Annotated in this window: 27 protein-coding genes; 11 read left to right on the top strand and 16 right to left on the bottom strand. The window is 69.0% G+C overall.

The features are described 5' to 3' along the window. Positions 1–14 precede the first annotated feature (14 nt). Positions 15–980, top strand: coding sequence for a LysR family transcriptional regulator (locus AB0B91_RS11725; RefSeq protein WP_358318235.1), 966 nt, complete (start codon positions 15–17; stop codon positions 978–980). On the opposite strand, the gene AB0B91_RS11720 is transcribed toward AB0B91_RS11725, so the two are convergent. Next, on the bottom strand, positions 977–2,125 hold the full coding sequence (locus AB0B91_RS11720) for a lipase family protein (RefSeq protein WP_358318234.1): 1,149 nt from the start codon (positions 2,123–2,125) through the stop codon (positions 977–979). The genes AB0B91_RS11725 and AB0B91_RS11720 overlap by 4 nt on opposite strands. A gap of 211 nt (positions 2,126–2,336) precedes the next feature. On the opposite strand from AB0B91_RS11720, the gene AB0B91_RS11715 reads away from it, so the two are divergent. Continuing rightward, a complete protein-coding gene (locus AB0B91_RS11715; RefSeq protein WP_358318233.1) occupies positions 2,337–2,915 on the top strand; it encodes a hypothetical protein in 579 nt (192 codons plus the stop codon). A 48-nt stretch (positions 2,916–2,963) separates the two neighbouring features. Here AB0B91_RS11715 and AB0B91_RS11710 read toward each other — a convergent pair whose 3' ends face one another. Continuing rightward, positions 2,964–3,920 carry a LysR family transcriptional regulator gene (locus tag AB0B91_RS11710; RefSeq protein WP_358318232.1) on the bottom strand — a complete coding sequence of 319 codons (957 nt, stop codon included), beginning with the start codon at positions 3,918–3,920 and terminating at the stop codon, positions 2,964–2,966. Positions 3,921–3,992: 72 nt separating this feature from the next. Here AB0B91_RS11710 and AB0B91_RS11705 point away from each other — a divergent pair, with 72 nt between their 5' ends. Both AB0B91_RS11705 and AB0B91_RS11700 read left to right on the top strand, forming a co-directional pair. Further along, entirely contained in the window at positions 3,993–4,244 is a 252-nt protein-coding gene (locus tag AB0B91_RS11705) for a hypothetical protein (protein WP_358318231.1), read from the top strand. Continuing rightward, the gene (locus AB0B91_RS11700) at positions 4,241–4,885 is read left to right on the top strand and encodes a cyclase family protein (RefSeq protein WP_358318230.1); all 645 of its coding nucleotides are present in this window, start codon (positions 4,241–4,243) and stop codon (positions 4,883–4,885) included. Before AB0B91_RS11705 ends, AB0B91_RS11700 begins: the two co-directional genes overlap by 4 nt. On the opposite strand, the gene AB0B91_RS11695 is transcribed toward AB0B91_RS11700, so the two are convergent. The 3 genes from AB0B91_RS11695 to AB0B91_RS11685 all read right to left on the bottom strand — a co-directional run bounded on the left by AB0B91_RS11695 (position 4,860) and on the right by AB0B91_RS11685 (position 7,100). Next, a complete protein-coding gene (locus AB0B91_RS11695; protein WP_358318229.1) occupies positions 4,860–5,861 on the bottom strand; it encodes an NAD(P)-dependent alcohol dehydrogenase in 1,002 nt (333 codons plus the stop codon). The genes AB0B91_RS11700 and AB0B91_RS11695 overlap by 26 nt on opposite strands. A 318-nt stretch (positions 5,862–6,179) precedes the next feature. Further along, positions 6,180–6,530, bottom strand: coding sequence for a hypothetical protein (locus AB0B91_RS11690; protein WP_358318228.1), 351 nt, complete (start codon positions 6,528–6,530; stop codon positions 6,180–6,182). A gap of 393 nt (positions 6,531–6,923) precedes the next feature. Beyond that, positions 6,924–7,100 carry a hypothetical protein gene (locus tag AB0B91_RS11685; RefSeq protein ID WP_214637972.1) on the bottom strand — a complete coding sequence of 59 codons (177 nt, stop codon included), beginning with the start codon at positions 7,098–7,100 and terminating at the stop codon, positions 6,924–6,926. Between the two features lie 32 nt (positions 7,101–7,132). Between AB0B91_RS11685 and map the strand changes: the two genes are divergently transcribed. After that, positions 7,133–7,981: a type I methionyl aminopeptidase gene (gene map / locus AB0B91_RS11680; RefSeq protein ID WP_358318227.1), complete on the top strand. Its 849-nt coding sequence runs from the start codon at positions 7,133–7,135 to the stop codon at positions 7,979–7,981. Here map and AB0B91_RS11675 read toward each other — a convergent pair. The 5 genes from AB0B91_RS11675 to AB0B91_RS11655 all read right to left on the bottom strand — a co-directional run bounded on the left by AB0B91_RS11675 (position 7,968) and on the right by AB0B91_RS11655 (position 14,312). Further along, a complete protein-coding gene (locus AB0B91_RS11675; RefSeq protein ID WP_358318226.1) occupies positions 7,968–8,357 on the bottom strand; it encodes a hypothetical protein in 390 nt (129 codons plus the stop codon). The two genes, map and AB0B91_RS11675, sit on opposite strands and share 14 nt — an antisense overlap. A gap of 205 nt (positions 8,358–8,562) precedes the next feature. Further along, positions 8,563–10,539 carry a bifunctional copper resistance protein CopD/cytochrome c oxidase assembly protein gene (locus tag AB0B91_RS11670; protein ID WP_358318225.1) on the bottom strand — a complete coding sequence of 659 codons (1,977 nt, stop codon included), beginning with the start codon at positions 10,537–10,539 and terminating at the stop codon, positions 8,563–8,565. Beyond that, positions 10,536–11,150, bottom strand: a complete 615-nt coding sequence (locus AB0B91_RS11665; protein WP_358318224.1) for a copper resistance CopC family protein — start codon at positions 11,148–11,150, stop codon at positions 10,536–10,538. Before AB0B91_RS11665 ends, AB0B91_RS11670 begins: the two co-directional genes overlap by 4 nt. A gap of 44 nt (positions 11,151–11,194) precedes the next feature. Further along, positions 11,195–12,478 carry a helix-turn-helix transcriptional regulator gene (locus AB0B91_RS11660; protein WP_358318223.1) on the bottom strand — a complete coding sequence of 428 codons (1,284 nt, stop codon included), beginning with the start codon at positions 12,476–12,478 and terminating at the stop codon, positions 11,195–11,197. A 334-nt stretch (positions 12,479–12,812) separates the two neighbouring features. Further along, positions 12,813–14,312, bottom strand: coding sequence for a helix-turn-helix domain-containing protein (locus tag AB0B91_RS11655; protein WP_358318222.1), 1,500 nt, complete (start codon positions 14,310–14,312; stop codon positions 12,813–12,815). A 93-nt stretch (positions 14,313–14,405) separates the two neighbouring features. Here AB0B91_RS11655 and AB0B91_RS11650 point away from each other — a divergent pair, with 93 nt between their 5' ends. The 3 genes from AB0B91_RS11650 to AB0B91_RS11640 all read left to right on the top strand — a co-directional run bounded on the left by AB0B91_RS11650 (position 14,406) and on the right by AB0B91_RS11640 (position 18,305). Further along, the gene (locus AB0B91_RS11650; protein WP_358318221.1) at positions 14,406–16,571 is read left to right on the top strand and encodes a molybdopterin cofactor-binding domain-containing protein; all 2,166 of its coding nucleotides are present in this window, start codon (positions 14,406–14,408) and stop codon (positions 16,569–16,571) included. Between the two features lie 29 nt (positions 16,572–16,600). Continuing rightward, a complete protein-coding gene (locus AB0B91_RS11645; RefSeq protein WP_358318220.1) occupies positions 16,601–16,831 on the top strand; it encodes an EF-hand domain-containing protein in 231 nt (76 codons plus the stop codon). Positions 16,832–16,919: 88 nt separating this feature from the next. After that, positions 16,920–18,305 (top strand): NCS2 family permease, encoded by a 1,386-nt coding sequence (locus AB0B91_RS11640; RefSeq protein ID WP_358318219.1) that lies wholly within the window; start codon positions 16,920–16,922, stop codon positions 18,303–18,305. A 21-nt stretch (positions 18,306–18,326) separates the two neighbouring features. Here the strand turns inward: AB0B91_RS11640 and AB0B91_RS11635 are convergent, their stop codons facing one another. Continuing rightward, positions 18,327–18,818 carry an Rrf2 family transcriptional regulator gene (locus AB0B91_RS11635; RefSeq protein ID WP_358318218.1) on the bottom strand — a complete coding sequence of 164 codons (492 nt, stop codon included), beginning with the start codon at positions 18,816–18,818 and terminating at the stop codon, positions 18,327–18,329. Between the two features lie 82 nt (positions 18,819–18,900). Between AB0B91_RS11635 and AB0B91_RS11630 the strand changes: the two genes are divergently transcribed. Beyond that, on the top strand, positions 18,901–19,644 hold the full coding sequence (locus AB0B91_RS11630; protein WP_358318217.1) for an NAD(P)H-binding protein: 744 nt from the start codon (positions 18,901–18,903) through the stop codon (positions 19,642–19,644). A gap of 118 nt (positions 19,645–19,762) precedes the next feature. Here the strand turns inward: AB0B91_RS11630 and AB0B91_RS11625 are convergent, their stop codons facing one another. Further along, positions 19,763–20,749, bottom strand: a complete 987-nt coding sequence (locus tag AB0B91_RS11625) for an excalibur calcium-binding domain-containing protein (RefSeq protein WP_358318216.1) — start codon at positions 20,747–20,749, stop codon at positions 19,763–19,765. A 171-nt stretch (positions 20,750–20,920) separates the two neighbouring features. On the opposite strand from AB0B91_RS11625, the gene ald reads away from it, so the two are divergent. Next, positions 20,921–22,042, top strand: coding sequence for an alanine dehydrogenase (gene ald, locus AB0B91_RS11620; protein WP_358318215.1), 1,122 nt, complete (start codon positions 20,921–20,923; stop codon positions 22,040–22,042). A gap of 98 nt (positions 22,043–22,140) precedes the next feature. On the opposite strand, the gene AB0B91_RS11615 is transcribed toward ald, so the two are convergent. The 3 genes from AB0B91_RS11615 to AB0B91_RS11605 form a co-directional block, all read right to left on the bottom strand. After that, positions 22,141–22,878 (bottom strand): alpha/beta hydrolase, encoded by a 738-nt coding sequence (locus AB0B91_RS11615; RefSeq protein ID WP_358318214.1) that lies wholly within the window; start codon positions 22,876–22,878, stop codon positions 22,141–22,143. Positions 22,879–23,554: 676 nt separating this feature from the next. Then, complete coding sequence (locus AB0B91_RS11610; protein WP_358318213.1) at positions 23,555–23,734, bottom strand: DUF397 domain-containing protein; 180 nt, start codon at positions 23,732–23,734, stop codon at positions 23,555–23,557. Between the two features lie 16 nt (positions 23,735–23,750). After that, positions 23,751–24,686: a helix-turn-helix transcriptional regulator gene (locus tag AB0B91_RS11605; RefSeq protein WP_358318212.1), complete on the bottom strand. Its 936-nt coding sequence runs from the start codon at positions 24,684–24,686 to the stop codon at positions 23,751–23,753. A gap of 293 nt (positions 24,687–24,979) precedes the next feature. On the opposite strand from AB0B91_RS11605, the gene AB0B91_RS11600 reads away from it, so the two are divergent. Further along, the gene (locus AB0B91_RS11600; protein WP_358318211.1) at positions 24,980–25,411 is read left to right on the top strand and encodes an ATP-binding protein; all 432 of its coding nucleotides are present in this window, start codon (positions 24,980–24,982) and stop codon (positions 25,409–25,411) included. A 128-nt stretch (positions 25,412–25,539) separates the two neighbouring features. Here AB0B91_RS11600 and AB0B91_RS11595 read toward each other — a convergent pair whose 3' ends face one another. Continuing rightward, positions 25,540–26,043: a DUF4265 domain-containing protein gene (locus AB0B91_RS11595; RefSeq protein WP_358318210.1), complete on the bottom strand. Its 504-nt coding sequence runs from the start codon at positions 26,041–26,043 to the stop codon at positions 25,540–25,542. Positions 26,044–26,595: the final 552 nt, after the last annotated feature.

Below are 26,595 nucleotides of genomic sequence, written 5' to 3'. Positions count from 1 at the left end.
AAAGTTCATGATCCATGAAGTCTCAGCCGGATCTGAAGCTCCTGGCCACCTTCCTGGCCGTGGTGCGCCAGGGCTCGATGGCCGAGGCCGCGGCGGCGCTCGGCTACGTGCCCTCGGCGGTGTCCCAGCACATCGCCGCGCTGGAACGCGACATGGGCATCGAACTGATCGTCCGCCGCCCCGGCAGCCGGCTGATCCTCACCGCGGCCGGCCGTTCCCTCGCCCAGGCGACCGAGACGCTTTTCGATGCGACCGCGCGGTTCCAGGACACCGCCAACGGCATCGCGAACCGCGAGATCGCCGAACTGCGCGTCGGGACCTACCCCAGCGCCATGACCTACCTGCTCCCGGAGATCCTGTCCACGCTCAGGGCTCGCCGCCCGGGTCCCTGGATCCGGCTCATCGTCGTGGAGACGAATGAGGGGGTGCCGAGGGTCAAGTCAGGGGACATGGATCTGCTCGTCGCCTACCGCTACCTGCCCGAGGACCCACCGGCCCCGTCCGAGGCGTTGACGATCACCGTCCTGGGGCGCGAACCGCTGGTCCTGGTCACGGGTGCCGAGCCTGGGCGCCGACACCCGGTGGAGCTGGCCGAATGCCTGGAACGGGAGTGGGTCTCCGGCCACGCGCACAACCCCGACCGGCGGCTGCTGCTCCGCTGGGCCGGACAGCTCGGGATCGCGCCCCAGGTGACACTGGAGACCGAGGACCTGCACAGCATGCTCGCCATGATCCGAGCCGGCCTCGCGGTGGGCCTGATCCCGGCCACGCTCCTCGGCGCGGGACACGACGCCGGCATCGAGCGGGTGGTTCTGCCACCCGGGGTCGCTCCGCTCCACCGGGAGATCCTCGCCGTCAGCAGACCCGGCGCCCGCCCCCCGATCGTCAACGAGCTGGTCACACTCCTTACCGGTGCCGTGGAAGGGGCACCGGGCCCGGCGCAGGATGGAGGGGTACGCGCCGAGCCCGGTGGGATCTAGCAGTTGCCGAACGCCGGCAGCCCGAGGACCCGGAGCCCGAGCCACTCGATGGCCAACGGCCCACCCTCAATGGCCCCCGTCACATGACTGGGCGCTGGCAGAGACACCCACCGCACGTTGACCCCAGCCCGGCAGTACTCGGAGCGCAACGTGGCGGAGATCGCCTGCGGAATGATCTCGTCCCCCTGAGCGTGGTAGATGAACATCGGCACCCGCGGCGCGACCGAGCCAAGCCGGTTCTCGGCGAGCCGGGCCAGCCACTTGGGCTGGTTCATCAGATCCACGGGACTCAGGTCGGAGAACCGAAGACCGGCCAGCTTGCTCTCCAGGTCGCCCACACAGTCATCTGCGGCGTCCGCGAGCAGCGCGCGCCCGCGGTCGTTGAGGTCGGCCTGAATGTTGAGCTCCGGATAGGCGGCGTCCAGGCCGATCCCGGCCGCGGCGGCCAGGCCGAAGTTGGCATCGCCGTCGAGGTGGGTCGCCACCGCGCGCAGGTCGGCGGGGACTCCGCCCGCGGCCACGCCCTTGAGCTTCAGCTCCGACGCGTACGACGGCTGGAGCTGGGCGGCCCACGCGGCCGACGCGCCGCCCTGCGAGTAGCCCATCACCGCGACCGGCCCGCCGGCGGACAGGCCCGAGCCCGACACCCGTGTGGCGGCCCTGATCGAGTCCAGTACGGCGTGGCCCTGCGAGATCCCGGCCATGTACGTGTGCACGCCGGGCGTGCCGAGGCCCTCGTAGTCGGTGATGGCCACCGCGAACCCCTTGAGCAGGAACAGGCTGACCAGCGCGAGCTCGGCCTCACCGCCCTTGCTCATGCTGACCGAGGGGGCGCACTGGTCGCCGAGGCCGTGGGTGCCGGTCGCGTATCCGATGATCGGGCGCCTGCCCAGCGCGTAGCCCGCCTTGGGTACGAGCAGGGTGCCGGACACGGCGTTCAGCGAGCCGGTGGCGGAGGTCGAGCGGTAGAGCAGGTGCCAGGCGTTCACCGGGACTTCGAGCAGTTTGCCCGGCAGCAGGTAGACGGTGGTGGGCTGGGCGGTGACCACGTCCCCGGCCGCGGCCGCGCGGGCCGGCTGGGTCGCGACGAAGGACGCGATCAGTACGATGATCAGGGACATGCTGGCGCGAACACGTAACCTCATGTGCCACCCCTCTCCGTGGGGTTCACTCATGGGAAGTCGGCGCCGCGAGCCGATCGTTACCCGTCAGTAACCCCATGTCAAGGCCCGAAAAAACGGCTAACCCGAGTCGGGCTCAGACTGCCTCCCACGCCACATAACACTGGCCACCACCGCATCACCGGGCCGCCGGGAAACGGTGAACTCGACCGCGAGCGTCGGGCACCATGGACGGATGGATGCTGGCTCGGTGACCTTTCTGCGCGAACTCCTCGCCGAAACCGGCTGGGTGGAGCGCACCCGCGAGCTCGGCCTGGCACTGCGGACCACGCGCTCGCCCGGCGGCCTGCTGCTGGTGGGCACGCCCGACGACGAGCCGTGGCACCTCACCGCGCACCTGTCTGACGAGGCCCGGTTGTCCGATCTGCCGCAGCTCGCCCCCACGCTGGTCCGCTGGGCGCCGCGCGCCGACGGCCCGGCCCACCTGCGGGTCGGGCTCGACCGGATCCAGCAGGCGGGGCGGGGCGAGACGCTGTTCGTGGTGGCTGAGCAGGACGCGCCCGAGCCGCTGCTCGAACGGGTCGACGACGCCCGCCGTACGGGAGCGACGATCTTGGCGTTGGAGGGGGGCGACACGGCGCTGAAGGGGCTGGCGCACGACGCGATCGCCGTGCCGCGGCTCGGGCCGATCACCTTCGACGGCGCCCAGCACCTGGTCAGCATGGCCGCGGGCGAGCTGCCGCAACGTCCGGGGCTGCGCGAGCGCCTGGCCCGCCTGCTGGAGAGGGTCAACGGCCCGCAGGTCGCCGACTGACGACGGCCGGGCCGCTACGGCCGAAGACAAGTCAGCCGGCCGAGGTCGCTACGAGTCGAGCGGCTGGGCGGTGCTCTGGAGATGGCCGACCAGGTTGGCGTCGAGCGCGGCCGTAGCGTCCTCGATCGCGCCGATCACGACCGCCAGCACCGGGTCCGGCTCCCCCGATCTCGTACGGCTGACCCGCGTGACGGCATCCAACCGCCGCGACCCCACATCCCGTATTTCGCTGACCCGCACTTCCCCCTCCGGCAGGTCCAGCAGGGCGAGCGACGGCACGATCGCCACCCCGTACCCGCCCGCCACCAGCGCCAGCGTGGGGTCGTACTCGGTGATGACGTGCACCTTGCGCGGCTCGAACCCATGCAGCCCGGCGAGCCGGTCGAGCGCCTGGCCACACGCCTGCTCGGGCTCGCTCGCCACCCACGGCAACTCCGCCAGGTCGGCGATCGTGCGCGGTTCGGGCCAGTCAGGTGGTATCACGATGCGGTACTCGTCCACGTACAGGGCGCGAGTGGCCAGTGACGGCTGCGCCAGCACCGGCAGGCTCATGTCCTGCTCGGTGATCAGCACGTCCACGGCCCCCAGCCGCAGCTCCTGCAGCGCGGGCGGCCCGAACACCTCGTGGATGACCGGGGCGATCTTGGGGTGGCGGACGGCGAGGTCGCGCATGGCGGGCAGCAGCAGGTGCTTGATCGCCGTCGCGAAGGCGGCGATCCGCACCGGTCCGGCCAGCCGTTCGGTGAAGCGGGTGAGTTCGCGCCGGGCCTCCGCCAGCTCGTCCTCGACGCGTTCGGCGTATCCGGCGAGCACCCGGCCCGCCGGGGTGAGCGAGACGCGGCGCTGCGAGCGGTCGATGAGGGCGAGGCCCACCTCGCGTTCGAGCTGGGCGAGTTGCTGGGAGACGGCCGACGGCGTCAGGAACAGGGCCTCGGCCGCGCGCATGACGCCGCCCCGGCGGGCGACCTCATGCAGGACACGCAGCCGGCGGGGGTCGATGTCCATGCAGATCAGCTTACGCCAACCTTTAGCAATCTTTATTTGCGCTTCAGCGCAATAAATCCGGAGAATTGCGGCATGAGCTTCCTCGTTGACGTGATCGGCTGGCTGGGCGCCGGGTTACTCCTGTTCGGGTACGCCATGATCACCGCGGCCCGGATGTCCAGCGACGGCACCCCCTACCAGCTCGTCAACCTGGCCGGCTCGATCGGCCTGATGGTCAACAGCGCCTGCAACGCCGCCTGGCCCTCGGCCGGCCTGAACCTGGTCTGGGCCCTGATCGGCGCCATGGCCCTCTACAAGCTCGTCAAGATCGGAATAGCCAAATGATCGTCGAACTCAGCCACCGCATCACCGACGGCATGGTGACGTACCCGGGCATCCCTGGGCCGGTGGTCGGCACGCACCTCAGCAGGGAGGCCTCGCGCGAGGTCTACGAGCCGGGCACCGAGTTCCACATCGGGATGATCACGCTGGCCGCCAACACCGGCACCTATCTGGACACCCCGCACCACCGCTACGCCGACGGCCAGGACCTGTCACAGGTCCCGCTGAGCAAGCTCGCCGACCTGCCGGGACTGGTGGTGCGCGCCGAGGGGGTCAGGCAGGTCGTCCTCGACGAGGGGCTGGACGTACGCGGCCGGGCCGTGCTGATCCATACCGGGTGGGACCGGCACTTCGGCACCGACGAGTATCAGCACCGGCACCCCTATCTCGCGCCCGAGTCGGCGGCCTGGCTGGCCGAGCAGGGCGCGGCGCTGGTCGGCATCGACTCGCTGAACATCGACGACACCCCGTCGCGCGGCCCGCGTCCGGCCCACTCGGTGCTGCTCCGGGCGGGCATCCCGCTGGTCGAGCACCTGACCGGTCTCGCGGCGCTGCCGGATGAGGGCTTCCGCTTCCACGCCGCGCCGCCGATGGTGGCGGGCATGGGGACGTTCCCGGTCAGGGCGTACGCGGTGCTCCCATAGGGTCCATGGTGATGACGATCTTCCCGGTGGGGTGGCCTTCGGCGAGGTAACGGATCGCGTCCGCGGCGTCGGCGAGGGGGTAGGTGCGGCCGATCACCGGGGTGACCGCGCCGGACTCGATCAGCTGCGCGAGCTCCTCCAGTTCCTGGGCGCGTTCCTTGGAGGCCAGGCCGCGCAGGTGCTGACTGGTGAACATCGAGACCAGGGGCGCGCGCAACTGGCGGGTGTAGCCACCGAGCAGTCCGCCGGCGTCATGCCCGCCGCCGGCCAGCACCAGCGTCCCGCGCGGGGTCAGGGCGCGCCGCAGCAGCGACAGCGAGCGGCACCCGGCGAGGTCGATGATCACGTCGTGGCTCGGCCCGTCGCGGTCGACCTCCTCGCGGGTGTAGTCGATGACCTCGTCGGCGCCGAGCGAGCGCACCAGGTCCACCTTGCCGGCGCCGCACACGCCGGTCACCCTCGCGCCGGCCGCCTTGGCGATCTGCACCGCGAACGACCCGATGCCGCCGGCCGCGCCGATAACCATCACCTTCTGCCCCGCCCGCACCCGGCCGCCGTCGCGGACGCACTCCAGCGCGGTCACCCCGGAGATGGGCACCGCCGCGGCCTGCTCGAACGACAGTCTGGGCGGCTTGGGCGCGAGCCGCCCGCTCACGGCGGCGGCGTATTCGGCGAACGTGCCGGCCGAGCTGGTGCCGTACACCTCGTCACCGGGCTGGAACCGCCGCACGCCGGAGCCGACCGCCACCACCACCCCGGCCAGCGCCCGGCCGCGCACCGCCACCTTGGGCTTGGTCAGCCCGAACGCGACCCGCGCCCCGTACGGCCGGCCGGTCATGCAGATCCACACGCCCGGGTCCACCCCGGCGGCACGCACCTGGACCAGCACCTGGTCCGCTCCGATCGACGGCTGGTCCACCTCGCGTAACTGGAGGACCTCGGCCGAGCCGTAGACGTCCTGGGCGATCGCCTTCATGATGAAGCCTCCTCGATGTACAGAATCTTTGACATCTCGAAGGTAGCAAATCTTTGACCTCATGTCTAGAAACTTTTACATCGATCGCCTTGGAGGGCCCGCCAACGCAGGGACGGCCACCGCTGAAGATCATGCGGTGGCCGCACGGGGCCTGGACCAACAGGTAGACGCCGAAACGTCTATTAAGAAAGGCTCGGCAATAAAGAATGACCTGAAAAGCAGACTACGGCGAGCCGCCGCCCGGTCAGCGGCCCGCCGTAGCCTTACTATTCTCTGCGCCCCATCACTTCCGGGCTCCCATCCGAGCCCGGTCGTGAGTTATTTGCAGGTGGACGCGATACAGATGTTGATCTTCTTGATGATGACCGTCGGGCTGAACGTGGAGTAGGTGTTGAACACCGAGTCCTTGATGACCGCGAAGTTCACCGTGGTCTTGTTGAGGTTGTTCTGGAGGATGCCGATCTCGTTGCCGTCGAGAGCCCGGTTGCCGGTGATGTTGAGCTTCACTGGGATCCCGGCGACCGTGTTGTTGCAGGTGACGACGTTGGCGAGGCCGTTGGAGCAGGAGTAGCCGCCGGTGGCCTGCGCCATGGAGGCGCCACCCACCAGCGCGGAGCCGAAGAGGCCGAGCATGAGTGCGACCGAGGCCACTCGCGTGTTCGTCTTCATGGAATTAGCCATCCCTCTTTTTGTGGTTTTCACCGCGGTCCATTGCCATCCCCATCTGGAGCTCCGGACCGCCGGCCGGCGATGCGAAAACAATTCAATTTTTACATCGGAGCCGTGCCCCCCTTTCGTTGCCTTGGACTTTATATCTCACGCCCTCCGCCGATGACCAGTCCAGAATTTTTCGGCTAATCGCCGTCGGCGTTTTAAACCATGGCCTTATGCGGGCTGCATAAGCATTTGTCCGTTAAAGGGCTGGTTTATTTTGGGCGCGTTTGTCCGATGCAACGAATTGGAGTCACAGGGAATCGGTCTCAGCCGACCGGAAGCGGGCAGCACAAAGCCTGACATCGGCCCTCAGGTCCACCGATGCCAGGAGCTGCGGAGATCGTCAGCCTAGTCGTCGTCCCCGTCGGCCTCGTCCCACGCCTTGTTGCGGTCGGAGGCGCGCTTCAAGGCGCCGGCTGCCTCCTGCTCGCTCTCGTAGGGGCCCATGCGGTCCTTGTTCGGGCAGCCCTGGTCGGGCTCGACGCGCATGTGCTTGAGGCAGAACCACCACTGGCCATCGCTCACAGGATCAATCCTGCCCCGTAGACTTGCCTTTCATGACGACATTGCTCCAGCCAGGGCGAGTTTCGCCCATCCGAAAGGTTCCCGCGCACATCCAGCGGCCGGAGTACGTCGGCAAGAAGCGCCCCCAGACCGGCGAGTCCGACGTCAAGACCCCGGAGACGATCGAGCGGATGAGGGTGGCCGGCCGGATCGCGGCGCAGGCGCTCGAGGAGGTCGGCAAGCACGCTCAGCCCGGTGTCACGACCGACGAGCTGGACCGGATCGGCCACGAGTTCCTCGTCGACCACGGCGCCTACCCGAGCACGCTCGGCTACAAGGGCTACCCCAAGTCGCTGTGCACCTCGATCAACGAGGTGATCTGCCACGGCATCCCCGACGACACCGTGCTGCGTGACGGCGACATCGTCAACGTCGACATCACCGCCTACATCGGCGGCGTCCACGGCGACACCGACGCGACCTACCTGGTGGGCGACGTCGACGAGGAGTCGCGGCTGCTGGTCGAGCGCACGCGCGAGGCGATGATGCGGGCGATCAAGGCGGTCGCGCCGGGCCGGCAGCTCAACGTGGTGGGGCGGGTCATCGAGGCGTACGCCAAGCGGTTCGGCTACGGCGTGGTGCGCGACTTCACCGGGCACGGCATCGGCACCACCTTCCACTCGGGCCTGATGGTGCCGCACTACGACGACCCGTCGCTGAAGGTCGAGCTGGTGCCGGGCATGACGTTCACGATCGAGCCGATGCTGACGCTGGGCACGATCGACTACGACATCTGGCCCGACAAGTGGACCGCGGTGACCAAGGACCGCAAGCGCACGGCCCAGTTCGAGCACACGCTCGTGGTGACCGACACGGGCAGCGAGATCCTCACCCTCGCCTAGGCACCACGCCGCTGACGGTGGTGCCCTCCCCCTGCGTGCCGGTGACCGACAGGCTGCCGCCCAGTTCGGTGAACGTGGCCCGCATCCGCGCGATCCCGCGACCCGCCCTGAGCGTGGCGAAGCCCTCGCCGTGGTCACGGATCGTCATCCGCAGGCCGCTCGCGCCCGAGGTCACCGCAACGGAGACGAGTCTCGCGCCGCTGTGGGTCTCGACGTTGCTGAGTGCCTCGCGCGTGGCGGCCAGGACGCCCGCCGCGATGCGCGACGGCACGTCGGTCGAGGGCAGCGCCCAGGTCTCGACGGCGATGCCCGTGCGCTCCGACCACTCCGCCAAGTAGGTCTCCAGCGCCTCCGCCAGGCTTTGCCCCCCGCGCATGCGCGTCTCTTTCGACAACTCTTATCGCCTCTCTGAGCGCATGGGCGCCTCATCGGCCCCCATGCCGATGTCCCATGCGCGTGCGCGCAATCCCCCTCCAGGCTTACGCACACAGCTCATGAGGTTATGCCCGTCTCCCCTGCGAGCAAGGCTACCCGGCGGTTCGGTTACGTGCGGGTGAGGATAGAAGGCCATGGCCGAACGGCTATGAGCCGCTGTCACCACGATTGAGCTTGGCGAGGTAGTCGTTGTAGGAGTCGAGTTCGGGGTCGCCCTTGCCGGTGCGATCGGCCTTGCGGTCGGCCCGCCGCGCCTGCCGCTCGTCGTCCTGGTACCACTGCAGGGCTATCGCCAGCAGCACCATCAGGGTCGGGATCTCGCCGAACCCCCACGCGATCGCGCCGCCGTTCTGCTGATCCTCCAGCAGCGGCCCGCCCCACGTACGGCCGAGCTGGTCGTACCAGCCGGAGGCCATCACGGTGCCGGTCATCATCAGCGCGATGCCGAAGAACGCGTGGAAGGGCATCGTGACGAAGAGCACCAGCAACTTGCCCACGTACGGCAGGCGGTGCGGAGCCGGATCGACGCCGATGATCGTCCAGAAGAACAGCGAGCCACTGAGCAGGAAGTGCAGGGTCATGAAGATGTGCCCGAGATGCTCCTCCATGGCCGACTCGAACAGCGGCGTGAAGTACAGCGCGTACGTCGAGGCGATGAAGATGGCCGTCGCGATGGCCGGATGGCCGACCACCTTGACGAACCCGCTGTGCAGGATCGTCGTCAGCCACTCACGCGGCCCCCGGTCGCCGCGCTTGGCGGCCGGCCTGAGCGCACGCAGCGCCAGCGTGACGGGACCGCCGAGAACCAGCAGGATGGGCACGACCATGGACAGCGTCATGTGCTCGACCATGTGCACGTCGAACATGACCTTGGCGTAGCGGGCCACACCGCTCTGGGTGGCCACGACCAGCAGCGCCACCCCGCTGAACCAGGCGGAGGTGCGGCCCCACGACCAGTGGTCGCCGCGCCGCATCAGCCTGATGACCCCGGCCGCGTAGAGGCCGGCCAGGGCGGCGGCGACCACCGCGAAGAACAGGTCGAGCCACCAGAGCGAGGCCAGGTTGCCGAGCGTGATCGGCGGCGGCATCGGGAAGCCGAGCAGGTCGAAGGCCCGGTCGGCGGGCAGGCTGACCGGCGGCGGCGCGGTGCGCGAGAGCACGACGGCCAGGCCCATGGTGGCGGACATGAGCAGGAGCTCGCCACCGGCCAGCCGGGTGAACGCGCCGTGGCGGCCCGCGGCGAGCCCGCCCAGGGTGCGCTGCCGGTGCCACCAGCCCACGTAGCCGAGCAGGACGAACGCGATGATCTTCGCCACGATCAGCACGCCGTACGCCGACGTCCAGAGGTCGGAGACGGCGGTCAGCCGGGCCAGCACGCTGAACACCCCGGACACGCCGACCCCGATGTAGCACCACAGGGCGAGCCTGGAGAACCTGGCCGCGGCGATCTCCAGCTGCGGCAGCTTCCGTACGGCGTGCAGCGCCACCACGGCGAGGCCGCCCACCCACAGCGACAGCGCGAGCAGGTGCAGCGACAGCCCCGAGGTGGCCAGGTCGTGGTTGGGCGAGGAGGAGGAGTGACCGGTGAGCGCCGGGGGCAGCAGTGTGGCCAGTGCGAGCACCAGCAGGCCCGCCGCGGCCCCGGCGGTGATGGCGCCCCGCGAGAACAGCGCGATGGCCACCCCGAACAGCACCACGAGCGTGAGCGAGATGCCCTGGCTGTACTGGGTGGCGAAGCCGGTCAGGTAGTTGGACTCGAAGACCTCGGTGACCGGGCGGGCAAAGAAGTCGGCCGCCCCGAACACGATCGCGGCGAACGCGGCGGCGGCCCAGGACAGCGCGCTCCAGGATGCGGCCTTGACGTAGCCGAGCGCGGTCTTGCCGAGCAGGCCCTTGTCGTTGGGCAGCAGCGCGGCCGCGGCCAGCAGCAGGCCGATGGTGACCACGCCCGCCGCGTCCATCCACAGCTTGGAGACCGGCAGCCCCCATCGGGTGATCGGGCCGGCGTCGGGCAGGCCGGGGATGATCCGGGGGAACGCCGCGCCGCCGGCGACCATGGCGATCACCAGGGCGACGAGCGCCGCCCCCACCGCCGCGAGCGCTAGGCGCGCGGCCCTGGTCACGGCTTCTTCTTGTCCGCGGGCGGCTTCTTCCGCGCGCTGAACAGGAAGCCGATGCCGACGCCGACGAGCGCGCCGACCACGATGAGCAGCCACACGGGGAACGACGCCGAGGTCGCGGACTCCACGGCCACCGCCCGGTCGGCCGACGCCTGCGAGGCCGGGGCCTGCGAGGCCGCTTGGGAAGGCGCCGCGGAAGCCGGCGCCTGGGTGACGGGCGCCTGCGACTCCGCGCTCGCGGAAGGCGACGGCGCCCCCTTGACCGTGAACGGGATCTCCCCCTCGATCGGGTGACCGTCGGAGGAGACGACGCGGTAGGCGATCGTGTACTTCCCGTTGGGCAGCGTGCCCTCCAGCTCCTGCGTCACCACCTTGCCGCCGGCGTGGGGATCGCCACTCTGGTACGCGGTGCCGCCGGGGCCGCGCACGATCACGACCGGTATGCGTACGGGGGAGGTGAACTCGAGCCTGACCTTGTCGATGGACTCGACCGTGGCGTCCTTGGCCGGGTCGCTGCTCTTGAGAGCGTCGTGGGCCAGAGCCGGTCCTGCGGTGCCCAGCAGGACCAGGGCGGCGAGAAGCGCGGTAAGAGCCGCGAACGGGGATCTCTTCATGACACCCCCAAGGCTACCGAGGTCGCCGCCCGGTCCCGACCTCGCTACAGGCCGGCGCAGGCCAGGGCTCGCTGGTAGGCCTCCACGGCACCGTCGGAGTCACCCAGCTGCTCCATGGTCTCGGCGGCGGCGTACCAGGTGGCGGCGACGCTGCGGGAGTCCGGCAGCGGGCTGATCCACCGGCGCACGATGTCGACCTCGTGCCGCGCCTCGCCGAATCTGGCGAGGCCGCCGTAGGTGCGGCTGAGTACGAGGCGCAGCTCGGCGCCGAGGGTCTTGGCGGTCTCGGGCTGCAGTTCGGCACCGGTCCGCGCGTACCTGAGCGCCTGCTCGTAGTTTCCGTCGAGGATCTCGGCGCGGGCCAGCTCCACCAGGCAGCTGGCGCGGTCGGCCGTGCTGGAGGAGGACTGGGCCAGCTCCTGGTCCGCCTTGATGAGCAGTTGGCGGGCCTCCTTGGCGGCCGACGGCCGGGCCCTGAGCATCAGTGCCGCGTACGCCTGGCGCATTCTGGCGAGATTGCGCGGCTGGCCGGTCTCGGACTGGACGGCGAGAGCGCGCTCCGCGAAGCCGAGAGCCTCCTCGCCGTGCCCGGTGGTCTCGGCCACGATGGCGGCGTTCCAGCACGCGGCGACCATCGACCTCGGTGTGCCGAGCAGGTCGGCCGCGTTCAGCAGTTCGGCGGCGAACTGGCGGGCGCGCAGCAGGTCGCCGCGCCCCACGTAGGCACCCAGCAGAGAGGCGCCCAGCTCGATGATCAGATCGGACCAGGCCGGCCGGGTCGGCCCGCTCAGGATGCCTTCCCCGATCTTGACGGCCTCGGTCAGCCTGTCGCTCGTCTTATAGACCCGGCACAGCGCGATGGACACCTCGATGCGACGGTCAGGCGAGATGTCCTCGCCGTTCAGCCGGTCGAGGAGGGCGATGGCCCCGGCGTGGTCGCCGCAGGCCTCGGTGGCCAGGGCCAGTCCGAATTCGGTGTCTTGACGGAGCGACGTGAGACCTGTCAGGTTATTGTTCGCCATAAGCTCGGCGAAGCGTGTACGCGCCTCAGAGACCTCACCGTTCTCCAGGGCCAGCCGGGCATAGCCGAGAGCGAGCTCGATGTCCTCCATCTGTTCGGCGGTCACACCATTGACCAGATAGGAGAGCGAGCAGTCCAGCTTCTGAGCCAGCAGCTCAAGAACGGCGGGAGTCGGGGTACGCTTGCCACTCTCGATCAAGGAGACGTAACTGTCCGATAGCTCAGGGTGCGCGAGCTGCGCCTGTGACAGGCCACGCTGTCGCCGAACTGTCTTAATACGGAGTCCGACCAGGTCCGATGTGGTCACAGTTGCCGCTCCTTGGGATGATGACAAACGCATAACACATATTGGCGAGGGAGCCCTAGATGCGCACGCGTCTTATCTTGTCAGCACTTGCTGCCCTGATTGCGACCGTACTGGTCGCAACCACCAATGCTACGACCGCAGATGCCAGTACGTCTCCTAACAGCCCCTACGGTGTCATCGATTGTTGCTAGGTCGACGCCGACCACGTGATCGCAGCACATCGTCACTGCGCCGCCGCGTCTCACGCCGCTGCCGCTCGTCGTGATCGCCACGTCCGCAGCACCTGGAACTCCCCGCCCGAGCGCGCCCACCCCCCACGCAGGGCGTCCGATCGTCAACCAGCCCTGAGCGCCAGGAAGAAGTCGACCCGGTCTGTCATCGTCGACAGATCGCGGCCGGTCAGGTCCTCCACCCGTCTGATCCGATAGCGCACCGTGTTGACGTGCACGTGCATCCGCTCGGCGCACGCGTTCCACGAGCCCGCGCAGTCGAGGAACGTGCTGAGCGTCCGCACCAGCTCGGACTGGTGCCGCCCGTCATAGTCGAGCAGTGGGGCGAGCAGCCGGTCGGCGAACGAGCGCCGCACATCGCCAGGGGTGGTGGCCAGCAGCAGGGCGTGGGTGTAGATCTCGTCGCTGGTCACCACGCCGCCACCCCGCGCCTCCGCCAGCCGCCTGGCGTGCCCGGCCTCCCCGGCCCCGCCCTTCACGGCCGCCGCACCGGTGAGCGCACCGCTCAATCCGACGCAGACCCGCGTGCCGGGCAGCGCGGAGAGCACCTCCACCCCGGCGCGCAACCGCCCGGCCACCCCGCTCACCGTCGAGCCCCGCAACGGCACCAGCGCCACCGCCCCGTCCGGCCGTACCGCCGCGACGACCTCGCGGCCCAGCAGCTCCTCCACCACCTGCCCGCCCAGCTCCGCCGCGTCCGTCCCGCCCACCGGGTCCGGCTCGCCCGGCCTGCCCGCCGGCAGGACGGTCACGTTCACGATCGCGTACGGCTCGGCGGCGTCCAGCCCGCAGGTGCGGAGCCTGGCGTCCAGCTCGGCCAGCCCCGCCTCCGCCAGCGCGGCCGTGAGAAGCTGCGCGGCCAGCCGCCGTTCGACCCGGCGGCCCTCCTCCATCCGGCTGCGCTCGACCGCGACGCAGTCCGCCAGCTCGTAGCCGAGGTCGGGCCGGTCCAGCAGGTCGCCGTCGCAGACCAGCACCCAGCCCGCGGCCCGGTCGCCGCGCCCGACGCCGAAGATCGTGTGCTCGCCGACGAGACAGGGCAGCCGGGACGCCGTCAGGTACGCACGGGCCGGCCGTACCGGATCCTCGATGGAACCCACGATCACCTGGCCGGCGGCTGAGACGACGGAGCCCGTGACGCCGAGCTCGGCCGCGGTCAGCGCGAACAGCTCCGGCAGCGCGGCGCCCTCGGCGACGGCGGCGAGCAGCCGGCGGTGGCGGCCGAGCGCGTCGCGCACGTCGCCGGACAGGCGGGGCACGACGAGCTCGGCGACCGTACGGAAGGAGACCTCGGTGGGCACCTCGATGAGCGTCAGCCCGGCCGCCGCGCACGCCGCCACGACGTCGGCCGGAATGTGGCCGAGCCACGCCTGGCCCGCCCCGAGCGCGGCCACCCCGGCCTCGACCAGCGCGGCGACGAAGCGGGCCGCGTCGTCCGGTGTGCCGCGCCACATCATCCCCGTCAGCACCAGCTCCCCGCCCGACAGGTAACGTCCGGGCTCGGGCAGGTCGGTGATGTGCACGCCGGTGAACTCCGTGGCCGGGTCGCCGGTCAGGAGTCTGAGACGCAGCTCGCCGATGGCCAGCAGGTCACTGATGCGCACTTGGAGGAATATACAAGTCGATCGGGCAAGCTCTGACCTCGATTTAACGTCACACGCATAGGACCGCCCGCACGCCGGTGCTCTACTCGGAGGATGACCGAAACGGACAGCCTGACGCGGCAGCTCGGGTCCCTGGGCGTGGGCGAGAGCGCCCGGCGGCCCGACGCGACGCTGAAGGTGACGGGCGAGTTCGCGTACGCCTCCGACCTGTGGCTCGACGGCATGGTGTGGGGCGCGACACTGCGCAGCCCGCACGCCTCGGCGTGGATCCGGTCGATCGACGTCGGGCCCGCGCTGGCGATCCCCGGGGTGTTCACGGTGCTGACGCACGAGGACGTGCCCGGCGAGAAGTTCTACGGCCTGGAGCTGAAGGACCAGCCCGTGCTCGCCATCGACCAGGTCCGCTACCAGGGCGAACCGGTCGCGCTGGTGGGCGCCGACCACCCCGAGACCGCGCGCAGGGCCGCCGCGGCGATCGTGGTCGAGTACGAGCCCCGCCCCGCCGTGACGGACCCGCGTGAGTCCCGGGATTTCGTCCGGCGCCAGCCGGTGCGGGTGGGTGACACCTTCGAGGCGGACGTCGTGGTGACGGCCGAATACGAGGTCGGCATGCAGGACCAGGCGTTCCTCGGTCCCGAGTCCGGCCTGGCCGTCCCCGCCGAGGACGGCGGCGTGGACCTGTACATCGCCACCCAGTGGCTGCACGTGGACCGCGACCAGCTCGCTCCCTGCCTGGGCCTGCCGCCGGAGAAGGTACGGCTGACGCTGTCGGGCGTCGGCGGCGCGTTCGGCGCCCGGGAGGACCTGTCGATGCAGGCCCACGCCTGCATGCTGGCGCTCCGGCTGAACCGCCCCGTGAAGATCGTCTACAGCCGGGAGGAGTCATTCTACGGCCACGTACACCGCCACCCCGCCTGGATGCGCTACGAGCACGGCGCCACCCGCGACGGCAAGCTCGTCTACGTCAAGGCCGACATCCTGCTCGACGGCGGCGCGTACTGCTCCTCCTCCCCCGCCGTGGTCGGCAACGCCGCCTCGCTCGGCGCCGGCCCGTACGAGGTGCCGAACGTCCGGATCGACGCCACCGGCGTCTACACCAACAACCCGCCATGCGGGGCGATGCGCGGGTTCGGCGCGGTGCAGGCGTGCTACGCCTACGAGTCGCAGATGGATCTCCTGGCCGAGGCCTGCGGCCTGTCACCCATCGAGATCCGGGTGCGCAACGCGGTGTCGCAAGGCTCGTCGCTGGTCACCGGTCAGATCATCGACTCGCCCGCACCGCTGGCCGGCATGCTCCGCGAACTCGCCGCGATGCCCCTGCCGCCTTCCCGGGGAACCGATCTGCGCGCACTGCCGGGCGGCGTCTCACAGACCACCCACGGCGAGTCCGTACGACGCGGCGTCGGGTACGGCGTCGGCATCAAGAACATCTGCTTCTCCGAAGGCTTCGACGACTACTCGACGGCCAGGGTCCGGGCCGAGCTGATCGGCGGCGAGCCGCACGTCACCGTGCACACCGCGGCGGCCGAGGTGGGTCAGGGCCTGGTGACGATCCAGGCCCAGATCGCCAGGACCGAGCTGGGCGTCGAGGATGTGACCGTGGCCACGGCCGACACGACGGTGGGCTCGGCGGGCTCGTCCTCGGCCTCGCGGCAGTCGTACGTCACCGGCGGGGCGGTGAAGGCGGCCTGCGAGGCGGTCCGGGCGCGCTTCGAGGGGCTGCCCGCCAGGGAGGCGCTGGAGAAGTACGGGCCGATCGAGGAGACGCGGGAGTACCGGCACCGGCCCACGTTCCCGATGGACCCCGAGACCGGGCAGGGCGACTCGCACACCCAGCTCGCCCTGTGCGTGCACCGGGCCGTGGTGGACGTGGACGTCGAGCTGGGCCTGGTCAAGGTGGTCGAGCTGGCGGCCGTACAGGATGTCGGGCGGATCCTGAACCCGCAGGCGCTGGAGGGCCAGATCCACGGCGGCTCGGCGCAGGGGCTCGGGCTGGCGCTGATGGAGGAGATCCAGCTGCGTGACGGGCGGCTGCTGAACCCGTCGTTCACCGACTACCTGATCCCCACCATCCTCGACATGCCGCCGATGGCGCTGAAAATCCTCGAAAATCCCGACCCCGCCGCGCCATACGGCCTGCGTGGCGCGGGTGAGCCGCCGACGCTCTCGTCCACGCCCGCCATCGCGGCGGCGGTGCGGGCGGCGACCGGGCGGCGGTTGACGCGCGTTCCCATCAGACCCGAAGATATCGCCCTGTAACAGCCGGATTGACTACGGGGAGGAATCCGATGACCAGCGCACATGACGCCGCCCGGGCGGAGTTCGAGCGGTTCGATACCGATGGCGACGGTCTGCTGTCGACCAGCGAGATCAGGCAGGTCAACGCGGCCCTCGGCGGGCACGGCGTCGACGACGGTGAGATCAGCGCGTTCATCGACGCCGCCGACAAGGACGGCGACGGCCGGATCGGCCTGGAGGAGTTCGTCGCCCTGCTGGGCGGCGGCAAGCACGAAGCATGACGTACCGGCGGCCCGAGGCGTGATCACGTTCCGGGCCGGGTAGGGCATCCGGCGATCCCCCTTGATCCCCCCTTGATCGCGAGGGGGGATGGCCGTGCTCGACAGGTTCTTCGAGCTCTCCGGCCGGTCGACGACGGTCGGCCGCGAGGTGCGCGGCGGGGTCACCACGTTCATGGCGATGGCCTACATCATCCTGCTCAACCCGATCATCCTGGCCGGAGCCCATGACATCACCGGCGCCAGGCTCTCCATCGTCCAGCTCACCACCTCGACCGCGCTGGCGGCGGCCATCTCGACGCTGCTCATGGCGTTCATCGGCAACGCGCCGTTCGGGCTGGCGGCCGGGCTCGGCCTGAACGCGGTGGTGGCCTACCAGGCCGCACCGTTCATGACCTGGGCCCAGGCGATGGGCCTGGTCGTCCTCGAAGGTCTCGCGATCATCATCCTGGCCGTGACGGGCCTGCGCACCCTGATCATGAACGCGATCCCGCTGGCGCTCAAACACGCGATCAGCGTGGGGATCGGACTGTTCATCGCGCTGATCGGGCTGGTCGACGCGGGCTTCGTGGCGCCGGGCTCCGGCACTCCCGTGCAGCTCGGCGCGACCGGGCACCTGTCGGGCTGGCCGGTCACGGTGTTCTGCTTCGGGCTGCTCCTGATGATCGTCCTGTACGTCCGCAGGACCCCGGCGGCCATCCTCATCAGCATCGCGGTGACCGCCGTGCTGGCCGTCGTGGTGAACTCGCTGGCCACCATTGACCCCAAGACGTGGGGCGTGGTGGTCCCCCGGATGCCGGCGTCACTGGTCGCCGCGCCCGACTTCGGGCTGGTGGGGCGGTTCGATGTGTTCGGGGGATTCGTGAGCGCGGGGGCGCTGACGGCGAGCGTGGTGCTGTTCACGCTGGTGCTGTCCGGGTTCTTCGACGCGATGGGCACGATCATCGGCGTCAGCGACGAGGCCGGGCTGGTGGACGACCAGGGGCGGGTGCCGCGCCTGGGCGCGATCCTGACCGTGGACGGCGTCGCCGGCATGGTCGGCGGGACGGTCAGCGCGTCGGCGAACACCGTCTTCGTGGAGTCGGCCGCCGGCGTGGGCGAGGGTGCGCGGACCGGGCTGGCCAGCGTGGTGACCGGGGCGCTGCTGGGTCTGGCCCTGCTGTTCACGCCGCTGGCCGGGATGGTGCCCGCGGCCGCGGCGGCGCCCGCGCTGGTGCTGGTCGGGGCGCTGATGATGACGCAGAGCAGGAACGTGCCCTGGGGCGATCCGGAGCTGGCCGTACCCGCGTTCCTGACGATCGCGCTGATGCCGTTCACGTACTCGATCACGAACGGGGTCGGGGCCGGGGTGATCTCCTACACGCTGCTCAAGGCGGCTCGGGGGAAGTTCCACGAGATCCCGTGGCTGCTGTGGGTGGTCTCGCTGATCTTCGTGGCCTATTTCGGGATCACCGCGCTGGAGGAGCTGTTCGGCTAGCCACACGTGAAAACCAGGGCACTAGCGCGAGGGCGCAGGGCGCGTCGTGCTCGCCAGGCGTGATCGGGTACGGGCCGGCGCCGTCGGGGGCAGCGTGGTGAGGATGTCGGCCAGCGAGACCCCGTCGAGGCTGCGCCGCCACGCGTCGTGCGCCTCGCGCATCTTCGCGGAGAGGATGCAGACGCGCTGGCACTCCTCGGGCGACAACGCACCCCGTCCCTGCTGGCGGATCTCGCGGCACTCGTACGGTGAGGACGCGCCGTCGACCGCCTCCACGATCTGTAGCAGCGTGATCTCGGAAGCCGGCCGCCCGAGCCGGAACCCGCCACGCGGGCCCGTCGACGCCGACAACACCCCAGCCTTGACGAGCGCCTGCAACTGCTTGGCGAGATAGGGCGCGGGAAGGTCGTAGTAATCCGCGAGCTGCGCGGCCGACGCGGTAGCCCCAGGCTCGAGCTGCGCCAGCGTCGTGGCGCAGTGCAACAGCCATTCGGTGCTCACTGGCAGCTTCACGAGACCCAGCATAACCCGGATATTGAGGATCTGTTTAGTCCGAGATATGGTCGGCGCGTATCGGAATGAAGGAGAGCTCACCATGCGGATCGCAGTCGCCGGCGCGACCGGGAACATCGGTTCCCTGACCGTCGCCGCCCTCGACCGGGAGGGACACGATGTCATACCCATCAGCCGCTCGCTCGGCGTGGACCTCGTAACCGGTGACGGGCTCGACGACACCCTCACCGGGGTGGAGGCGCTCATCGACGTCACCAACGGCCCCGCGGCCGACCGGGACGAAACGGTGGCGTACTTCACCGCCACCACACGCAACCTGCTCGCCGCCGAGGAGCGAGCCGGCGTCCGGCACCACGTGCTGCTCTCGATCGTCGGGATCGACCAGATCGAGGGCAACGCGCACTATGCCGGCAAGCGGGAGCAGGAACGCCTGGTGGCCGCCGGACCGGTGCCGTGGACGATCGTCCCGGCCACGCAGTTCCACGACTTCGCCGCGATGGTGGCGAGCTGGACCGAGCAGGACGGCGTCGCCACCATCGCGCCACTGCTCGTTCAGCCGATCGCGCCGGCGGACGTGGCCGACGTATTGGCCGAGATCACGGTGGGCGCGCCGAGAGGGCGCTATGTGGACGTCGCGGGGCCCGAGCCGCAAGACCTCGTCGACATGGCCCGGCGCACCAACCAGGCGCGCGGGCTGGAGGTGAAACTCGTGCCGACGTGGTCGGGGTTGTTCGGGCCGTCGATGGCGGGCAACATACTGCTGCCCGGCGATGGTGCCCGCATCGCGCCGACCACCTTCGACGAGTGGCTCGTGGGACAGCGCTAGAGCCTTTTCCGCACGTCACCGCAACTGGCTCGCGCTTCTCCCGCACTTGGGTGATGGTCCTATGGAGAGGGGCGCGGCAGGCCGATGGCGGCCGACCTGCTACTTGCGGAATGCAGCGCTAGCGGATGTCGGCGGTGTTGCAGGCCACGTCGTTCTTGTCGACGTCGGGGTACCAGGCGTACTCGGGGTGACGGCCCTTGTAGTAGGGGCCGTCGCCGGCGGCGACGGCCTCCTTGCAGCTGCGGTAGTGCGGGTCCAGGGGTTTCTGGGTGCCGCGGACGGGAGAGGTGGCACGGCCGTCCGTGGCGGAGGAGGTCGAGGTCGGAGCCCCCGCGTTGGGCGAGCTCGTAGTGGTGGTGCCCGTGTTCGGCACCCCGGTGCCGGCCGGGTCCGAGGTCGGCGCTCCACCCGTCGGCGCTCCACCGGTCGGCGCCCCACCCGTCGGCGCTCCACCGGTCGGCGCCCCATTCGTTGGCGCGGCGGAGGTCGGTGCCCCATCGGCCGGTGCTCCGGCGGTCGGTGAAGTGCTGAGCAGGCTGGCGGCCAGCGCCTCGGCCTCCTCCTTGCCGAAGCCCGCGATGCTCAGGCTGTCACCGTCCATGGGCTGCGTGACGATCGGCGCCGCCAGGACGGTCTTGGGCACCAGGACGACCGCCACCTGCCGCTGGTCGGTCACCAGCTCGTCGATGAGGTCCGACACCTTCTGCTTGAACGCGGGCGCGATCGCGATGCGCACCGAATAGGTGCCGTCCTTCTCGCGTACCGCCTCGATCCGCTGCACGGCGTTGACCGTGACCCCGTCCTCCAGCAGGTAACAGGTGGTCTGCTCCTTGTCGAGCACGGCCGTGTCACCCGGGCACGGCGCCGGCTTGGTCTCTCTGACCGGCGCGAAGTGGATCGGCGTCGCCAGCCGCTGCGGCGGCACGGCGCCCAGAAACGGCGAGTCGGGACTTTTGGTCATCAGGACGGCGACCGTGCCCAGCACTCCGGCGATGAGCACGAAGACGACCAGCGAGACGATCAACACGATGGTGGTTAATCTGCTGGCCTTGGGTTCTCCGGGCTCTCCGGGCTCCGCGGGTGGCGGCTCTTCCGGCATCTCCATCGTTGGCGACCCCATCCTGACGTTCGGGCTGCGGGTGAGCCTATCGAGGACAGGCGGGAGCGGGGTAATCAGCCGAATAATCCTCAGCTTCCCGCAAAAAGCAGGGAAGATTGAGGGAAGCGTTACAGATTGTCGATGGATCCTCCCGGCCGTCCGGAAGAAGGTGAAATCATGAAGGTCGGCGTTCCCCGCGAAGTCAAGGACAACGAGCACCGCGTCGCACTCACCCCCGCGGGCGTCCACGAGTTGGTACGGCACGGCCACCAGGTCTATATCGAGCACGAGGCGGGCCTCGGCTCCTCGATCCCCGACGCCGACTTCGTATCGGCCGGCGCCGTCATCGTCGCCCGGGCCGACGACGTCTGGGCCGGGTCCGACCTGGTGCTGAAGGTGAAGGAGCCGATCGCCGAGGAATACCACCGGATGCGCAAGGGCCAGATCCTGTTCACCTACCTGCACCTGGCCGCCTCCCGGGCCTGCACCCGGGCGATGCTCGACTCGGGTGTCACCGGGGTCGCCTACGAGACCGTACAGACGCCGAACGGCGCGCTCCCACTGCTCGCCCCCATGTCGGAGGTCGCGGGACGGCTCGCGCCGCAGGTCGGCGCGTACCACCTGATGCGCTCGCAAGGCGGCCGGGGCGTGCTGATGGGCGGCGTGTCAGGCGTGCGCGCGGCCCACGTCGTGGTGATCGGCGCCGGCGTGTCGGGCATGAACGCGGCGGCCATCGCCCTCGGTATGCAGGCCGAGGTAGTCCTCCTCGACCGGAACATCGACAAACTCCGCCAGGCCGACATGATCTACCAGGGCCACTGCCAGACGGTCGCCTCCAACACCCTGGAGATCAACAGGGCCGTACGCGAGGCCGACCTGGTCATAGGCGCGGTCCTGATACCCGGCGCGAAGGCGCCCAAGCTGGTGACCAATCAACTGGTCAGCCGGATGAAGCCCGGCTCCGTACTGGTCGACATCTCGATCGACCAGGGCGGCTGCTTCGAGGACTCCCGCCCCACCACCCACGCGGAGCCGACGTACCGGGTGCACGACTCGATCTTCTACTGCGTGGCCAACATGCCGGGCGCGGTGCCGCACACCTCGACGTTCGCCCTGACCAATGTGACGCTGCCGTACGCCCTGGCGATCGCCGACCGGGGCTGGGCGCGGGCCATGCGCGAGGACCGCGCGCTCGCGCTGGGGCTGAGCACACATGAGGGACGCCTGACCAGCGAACCGGTGGCCGAGGCTCACGAGCTCGAGTGGACGCCTTTGGACGACGTACTGGGTCAAGCCTGACGAACACACCAGCCGGTGCTTCGTGCCCGGCCCGCGCGAACACGCTGGCCGATGCTTCGTTTCCGGCCGGCGTGTTCGCGAACTACGCGGTAGCAGCCCTAGCCAAGGTGCCGGGCGAAGAATCGCAGTGAGCTGTCCATCTCGAACTCGGGGATCTCCCCATGCTTGCCGGGGTTGGCGTGCAGCGTCTTCTCAGCCGAGGCCAGAGCGTCGAACAGCGCCAGGCCCTGGTCCCGCGGCACCAGATGGTCGTCCCACTGGAGCAGGAACTGCACCGGGACGGTGACCCGGGCAGCGGTCTCGGCCAGCCCGTGCACGCCGAGCAGGCCCAGTACCGCAGCGCGGATCCGCGGTTCCGCGGCGAGCAGCGGCACACCGAGCCCGCAGCCCATCGACACACCCCAATAACCGACCGGGCCGGCACCCACGTGGTCGAGTTCCTGTACCGCGGTGATGACCGCCTGCCAATCGGCGACGGCTTGGCCAGCGATGAGCTCGTGCAAGGAGGCGACCACTGTGGCGGTGTCCTCGCCAGCGCCGATCCGGCCCCGGTTCTCGGTCATGAACCGGACGAATTCCTCGTCTTTCGGCCGATCGCCGTGGTTGGGCGCGTCGATCGCGACGACGGCGAAACCGCCTTCACCGGCGAGGCGGCCCACGCGGGCCGCGATACCGGGGGCTTTCTTGTGCTGACCGCCGCCGTGCCCCACCAGGATCAGGGGGCGGAGGCCCGTGGCGTGTTCCGGTGTCCACAGCACACCGGGAATCTCACCGACGGTGAACGACTGTTCGGTGACGCCGTCCGACGACGTCTGGGAGAGGGAAGTGAAGCGCATAGCGTTTCAAAGCCTTTCGGGGTGCCTCTTGCGGGCGCTCCCTAGCCCATGCAAGGGAGGGAGCCCCGACCTGTCACAGCGTTGATCGGTCTCACCTCCTTCAGTTCGCAGAGCCGCATGGCGACAGCGAACGTATCACAGCGCGAATGTTGCCGATGCGGCATACCCTCCGATCGCGACGATCGAACAGGAGCCAGCAGTGAGCGTCACCAGCGCGTGTACCTGGTCCGTGCACAGCGCGCACGCAGACGCGGCGCGGACGCCACGACGGTGATCGAGCTGATCCGCGAGGCATTGGGCCGCTGCAACGAAAGCGACCCACCGGGCTCACCGGCGCTCGCCAGCGCGGCGCGAGATCTCGGGGGCCCTGAGGCGATGGAGGACTACCTCATGGCAGTCCGGGACATCCATCGGTGGTGGCCGTGACGAGCGTTCGTCCCAGCGGGACGCGGTCCTCGTCATGACCAACATGACCGCAGGTCTGTGCCACTTGAAGGAGGAGAATCTCGAACGCGGCCATCTACCGGGTCGCTACGGTGGGGTTCCCCGAGTCACCGCAGGCGAGATCGTCCGCGAATTGGCGGGAGACGAAGGCGACGGCGTGAGCGGGCGCTTATGAGCGGAGCAAAAAAGGCCGTTTATGGTGATGACGAGCGCCTGATTGCCATACGGAAAGTCAGATCAGGTCGTCGAATTCGCCGTCCTTGACGCCGCCGAAGAATGCCTTGAGCTCAAGATCAGTGAACGCCAGGACGGGGCCGTTAGGGTTCTCGCTGTCACGGATGAGCACCAGAGGTCCCCGGTTGGCCTTGTGAGGGGCGTCGGCCGGCGCGCCATCCGTGACCGCCACTTCCACACACCCATTGCCCCCGTCACTGCGCCGACTCTTCCGCCACGTGAGGGTGGCGGGGTCGATCGGGTTGCTGCGCATGTCTCGCGGGTCCTCTTTCCATCTGTAGACGGCCGGCCGTCTGAGAGATCAACTCTGCCGACTCGTCAGGGCTTACGGCGATTGCGCGAAGTTGATCAAAGGCGAGACTGTAGCGATGAACCTCACTGTCGTTCTCAATCCACAGGCTACTCGCCAGTGTCTCGATGTAGACCACGTCGGGGTCGTACACCTCAGGGAAGGCCAGGATGGAGAAAGGGGTGGTCCCGCCGGGGTGTGCTCCGACAGCGCTCGTGAGGATCTGAATAGTCACGTTTGGTAGCTCGCACTGTTGGACCAAGAACTCACACTGTCGCCGCATGATGTCTCGATCACCGACCACCCGATAGAGGGCCGCCTGATCGAGGATCATCCAGACATTCAGTGGAGGATCTTGCTTGAGGATCTTCTGCCGCGTCATACGAACCTCAACCCGACGGTCGATCTCAGCGGCGGGCGCAAACGGGATCAAGGCCGCCCGAATGACCGCGTGGGCGTAGTCCTCGGTCTGCAACAAGCCGTGGATCAGGGTTTGCGAGAAGCACCGGATAGTCCTGGCCTCGGACTCCAAACTGATGTAGTTGGCGTACTCCGTGGGGATCGACTCGTAGGTATCCCACCACCCGCGCAGGGCGGCGGTTCGTGCAAGCTCCGTGAGCGCGTCTCGCCTGCTGCCCGACACGCCGTACAGATCGAGGAGAGCCGCGAGGTCGCGGGCCCTGACACCGACCTGGCATGTTTCGATCCGGCTGATCTTGCTTACTGACCACCCGAGTTCGGCGCCTGCCTGCTCGCCGGTGATTCCAGCACGCTCCCGCAGGATACGAAGCTCCGATGCCAGTCTGCGGCGGCGGAGAGTGGGACCTCGTCCCCCAGCCATGTCCGGCCCTCCTTCGGTTGTGACTCTCAGTGTTCCGCATGTCACAGGTGTGCGTATCACGAGTCGTGCACGAGGGATCGAACTGCAAATTTGCAGATCTACTTGCGCCCATTGATACAGTGAGTCACCATACAGCTACGCATCGACGCGAGCCGCGCGGATAGCGAGGTCATAAGCCCAACCCCACGACTGAACGGCGAGGTGAGCCTGTGAGCGGAGCGGCCAAAAGCGAGTGGTCCATTTATGGAGAGGTCCCTTCTGGCGCAGTTGCGGCAGATCTGGCAGCTCCTTCAATGGGCGGCACTGTGATGTGCAGGCACCTGGGTCACTTCTTGCTGCCCGGCGTAGGCGCGTCGGTCTCGGTGGCGCGGCGGTGCACGGCTGCGCTACTCGCGGCTGCGGAGTGCCGGAATATCGGTGACGCGCTGCTCGTGACGAGCGAGCTGGTGACGAATGCCATCGTCCACTCCCGCTCCAGCGAGGGCTGGGTGCGGATCGGGGTCGTCGACATTGGGGATGGCCTGATCGATATCGAGGTCCTCGACGAGGGGGCCGCCACCGTGCCTTTTCCGCGAATACCGGACGACGGTAAGCCCTGTGGGCGGGGGCTGTGGCTGGTTGATGAGCTGTCGGCGAAATGGGGCGTTCGCCGCACGGGCGACGAGCGTTCAGCGGTATGGGCGCTTGTGGACACGCCCGAAAAGCAGGTGAAGGCAGACGAGTGATTGATCTTTACCAGCGCCATCCGGACCGTCTCCGATCGGAGAGTGACACAGCATAATCCCTGCGTAGGAATCTGCTCTTTGCGTCACGCCGTCACCCCCCGTTAAGCGCTCGCGAACAAAATCGACCGTTAAGCGCTTCGCCAGGCGTCGGTGATGCAGGACTCTTCGAAGTGCCACCAGCCATCCACTTGGCCTCGCGTCAGCAGCGCCTTTATCTGTCCAAGATCTGCGTCAGCCGGCACGGTGAAGGCGACCAGGAGAAGCTCTGCGCTGAAGGACTCCCCGCCCAAGCCGAACGGTGCCAGCCGCTCATGCACGGCCTGCGCGCTTCGCCCCAGCGGTCCATCAGGTACTGGCAGGACCCGGACCGTGCAATTACCCGACGCCGCTACCCGCCCACAGGCCCAGTGAAGACCGTCGTCGTCGGTGATGAAGCGCACCACGTCTCCCTCGGCGACGCCATCCTGCAGGAATGGGACGTTCGCCACACGGGCGGTATCCGGGCTCAAGCGCATAGCCCAGAGCCCTTCGGTGTCATAGGAAAGCCAGTCTTCCCGAGGGTCGAACTGGAACCACACCTTGATCAGACCTGGCTCTGTGGGGAGGCGTTCGGTGGGGACTGCAAGGACCATGCCCACATGATCGCGCAGTCTGTCGAGCGCCCGTGAAAAACTGATCGCGAGTATGCCTGGAGCGGGTGCGGAGATGCGGCGATAAATCCTTGCGGCTGGCGGAGTACTGCCGCCTCCAGGCCGACTCGACATTCCAGCCACCGCAACACCCGTTCCTCTTCCCGCCACCAGAAGAGTGATCGTGTGCGGCAGGTTACCCAGCTGTCGGGGTGGGCGGCAAAGCCCGGTCATCCTGTCGTGCGGGTGGCCACAAAATGCCGGTGTGGTGTCGATCGGCGCCTACCACTGCTCGATCACCCCCGCCCTGGCCCGGATGCCGACCGTGGTGGCGGGGCGAGGTCGCGAGGGGCGCATAGTGGCTGCGTATCGCTCAAACGTTCTGCCTGGGCAAGGCTAAATTCAGGTAGTCTAGCGATCACTGTCGGTGAATGTGTAGGGAGTGCAGATCATGCGGACGCACCGGTTCGCTTCCGCGGTGAATGCGCTGGCCTCGTGGTGCGGCCGCCGACATGCTGGCCGGCCGGTGAAAGATCGTGCGTGCGCGGTGCCGCA

It is taken from the genome of Nonomuraea sp. NPDC049141 (genome assembly GCF_040648415.1).
Classification (GTDB): Bacteria; Actinomycetota; Actinomycetes; order Streptosporangiales; family Streptosporangiaceae; genus Nonomuraea.
Note: the sequence above shows the minus strand (reverse complement) of the source record. Positions and strands in the feature narration are given on the sequence as shown.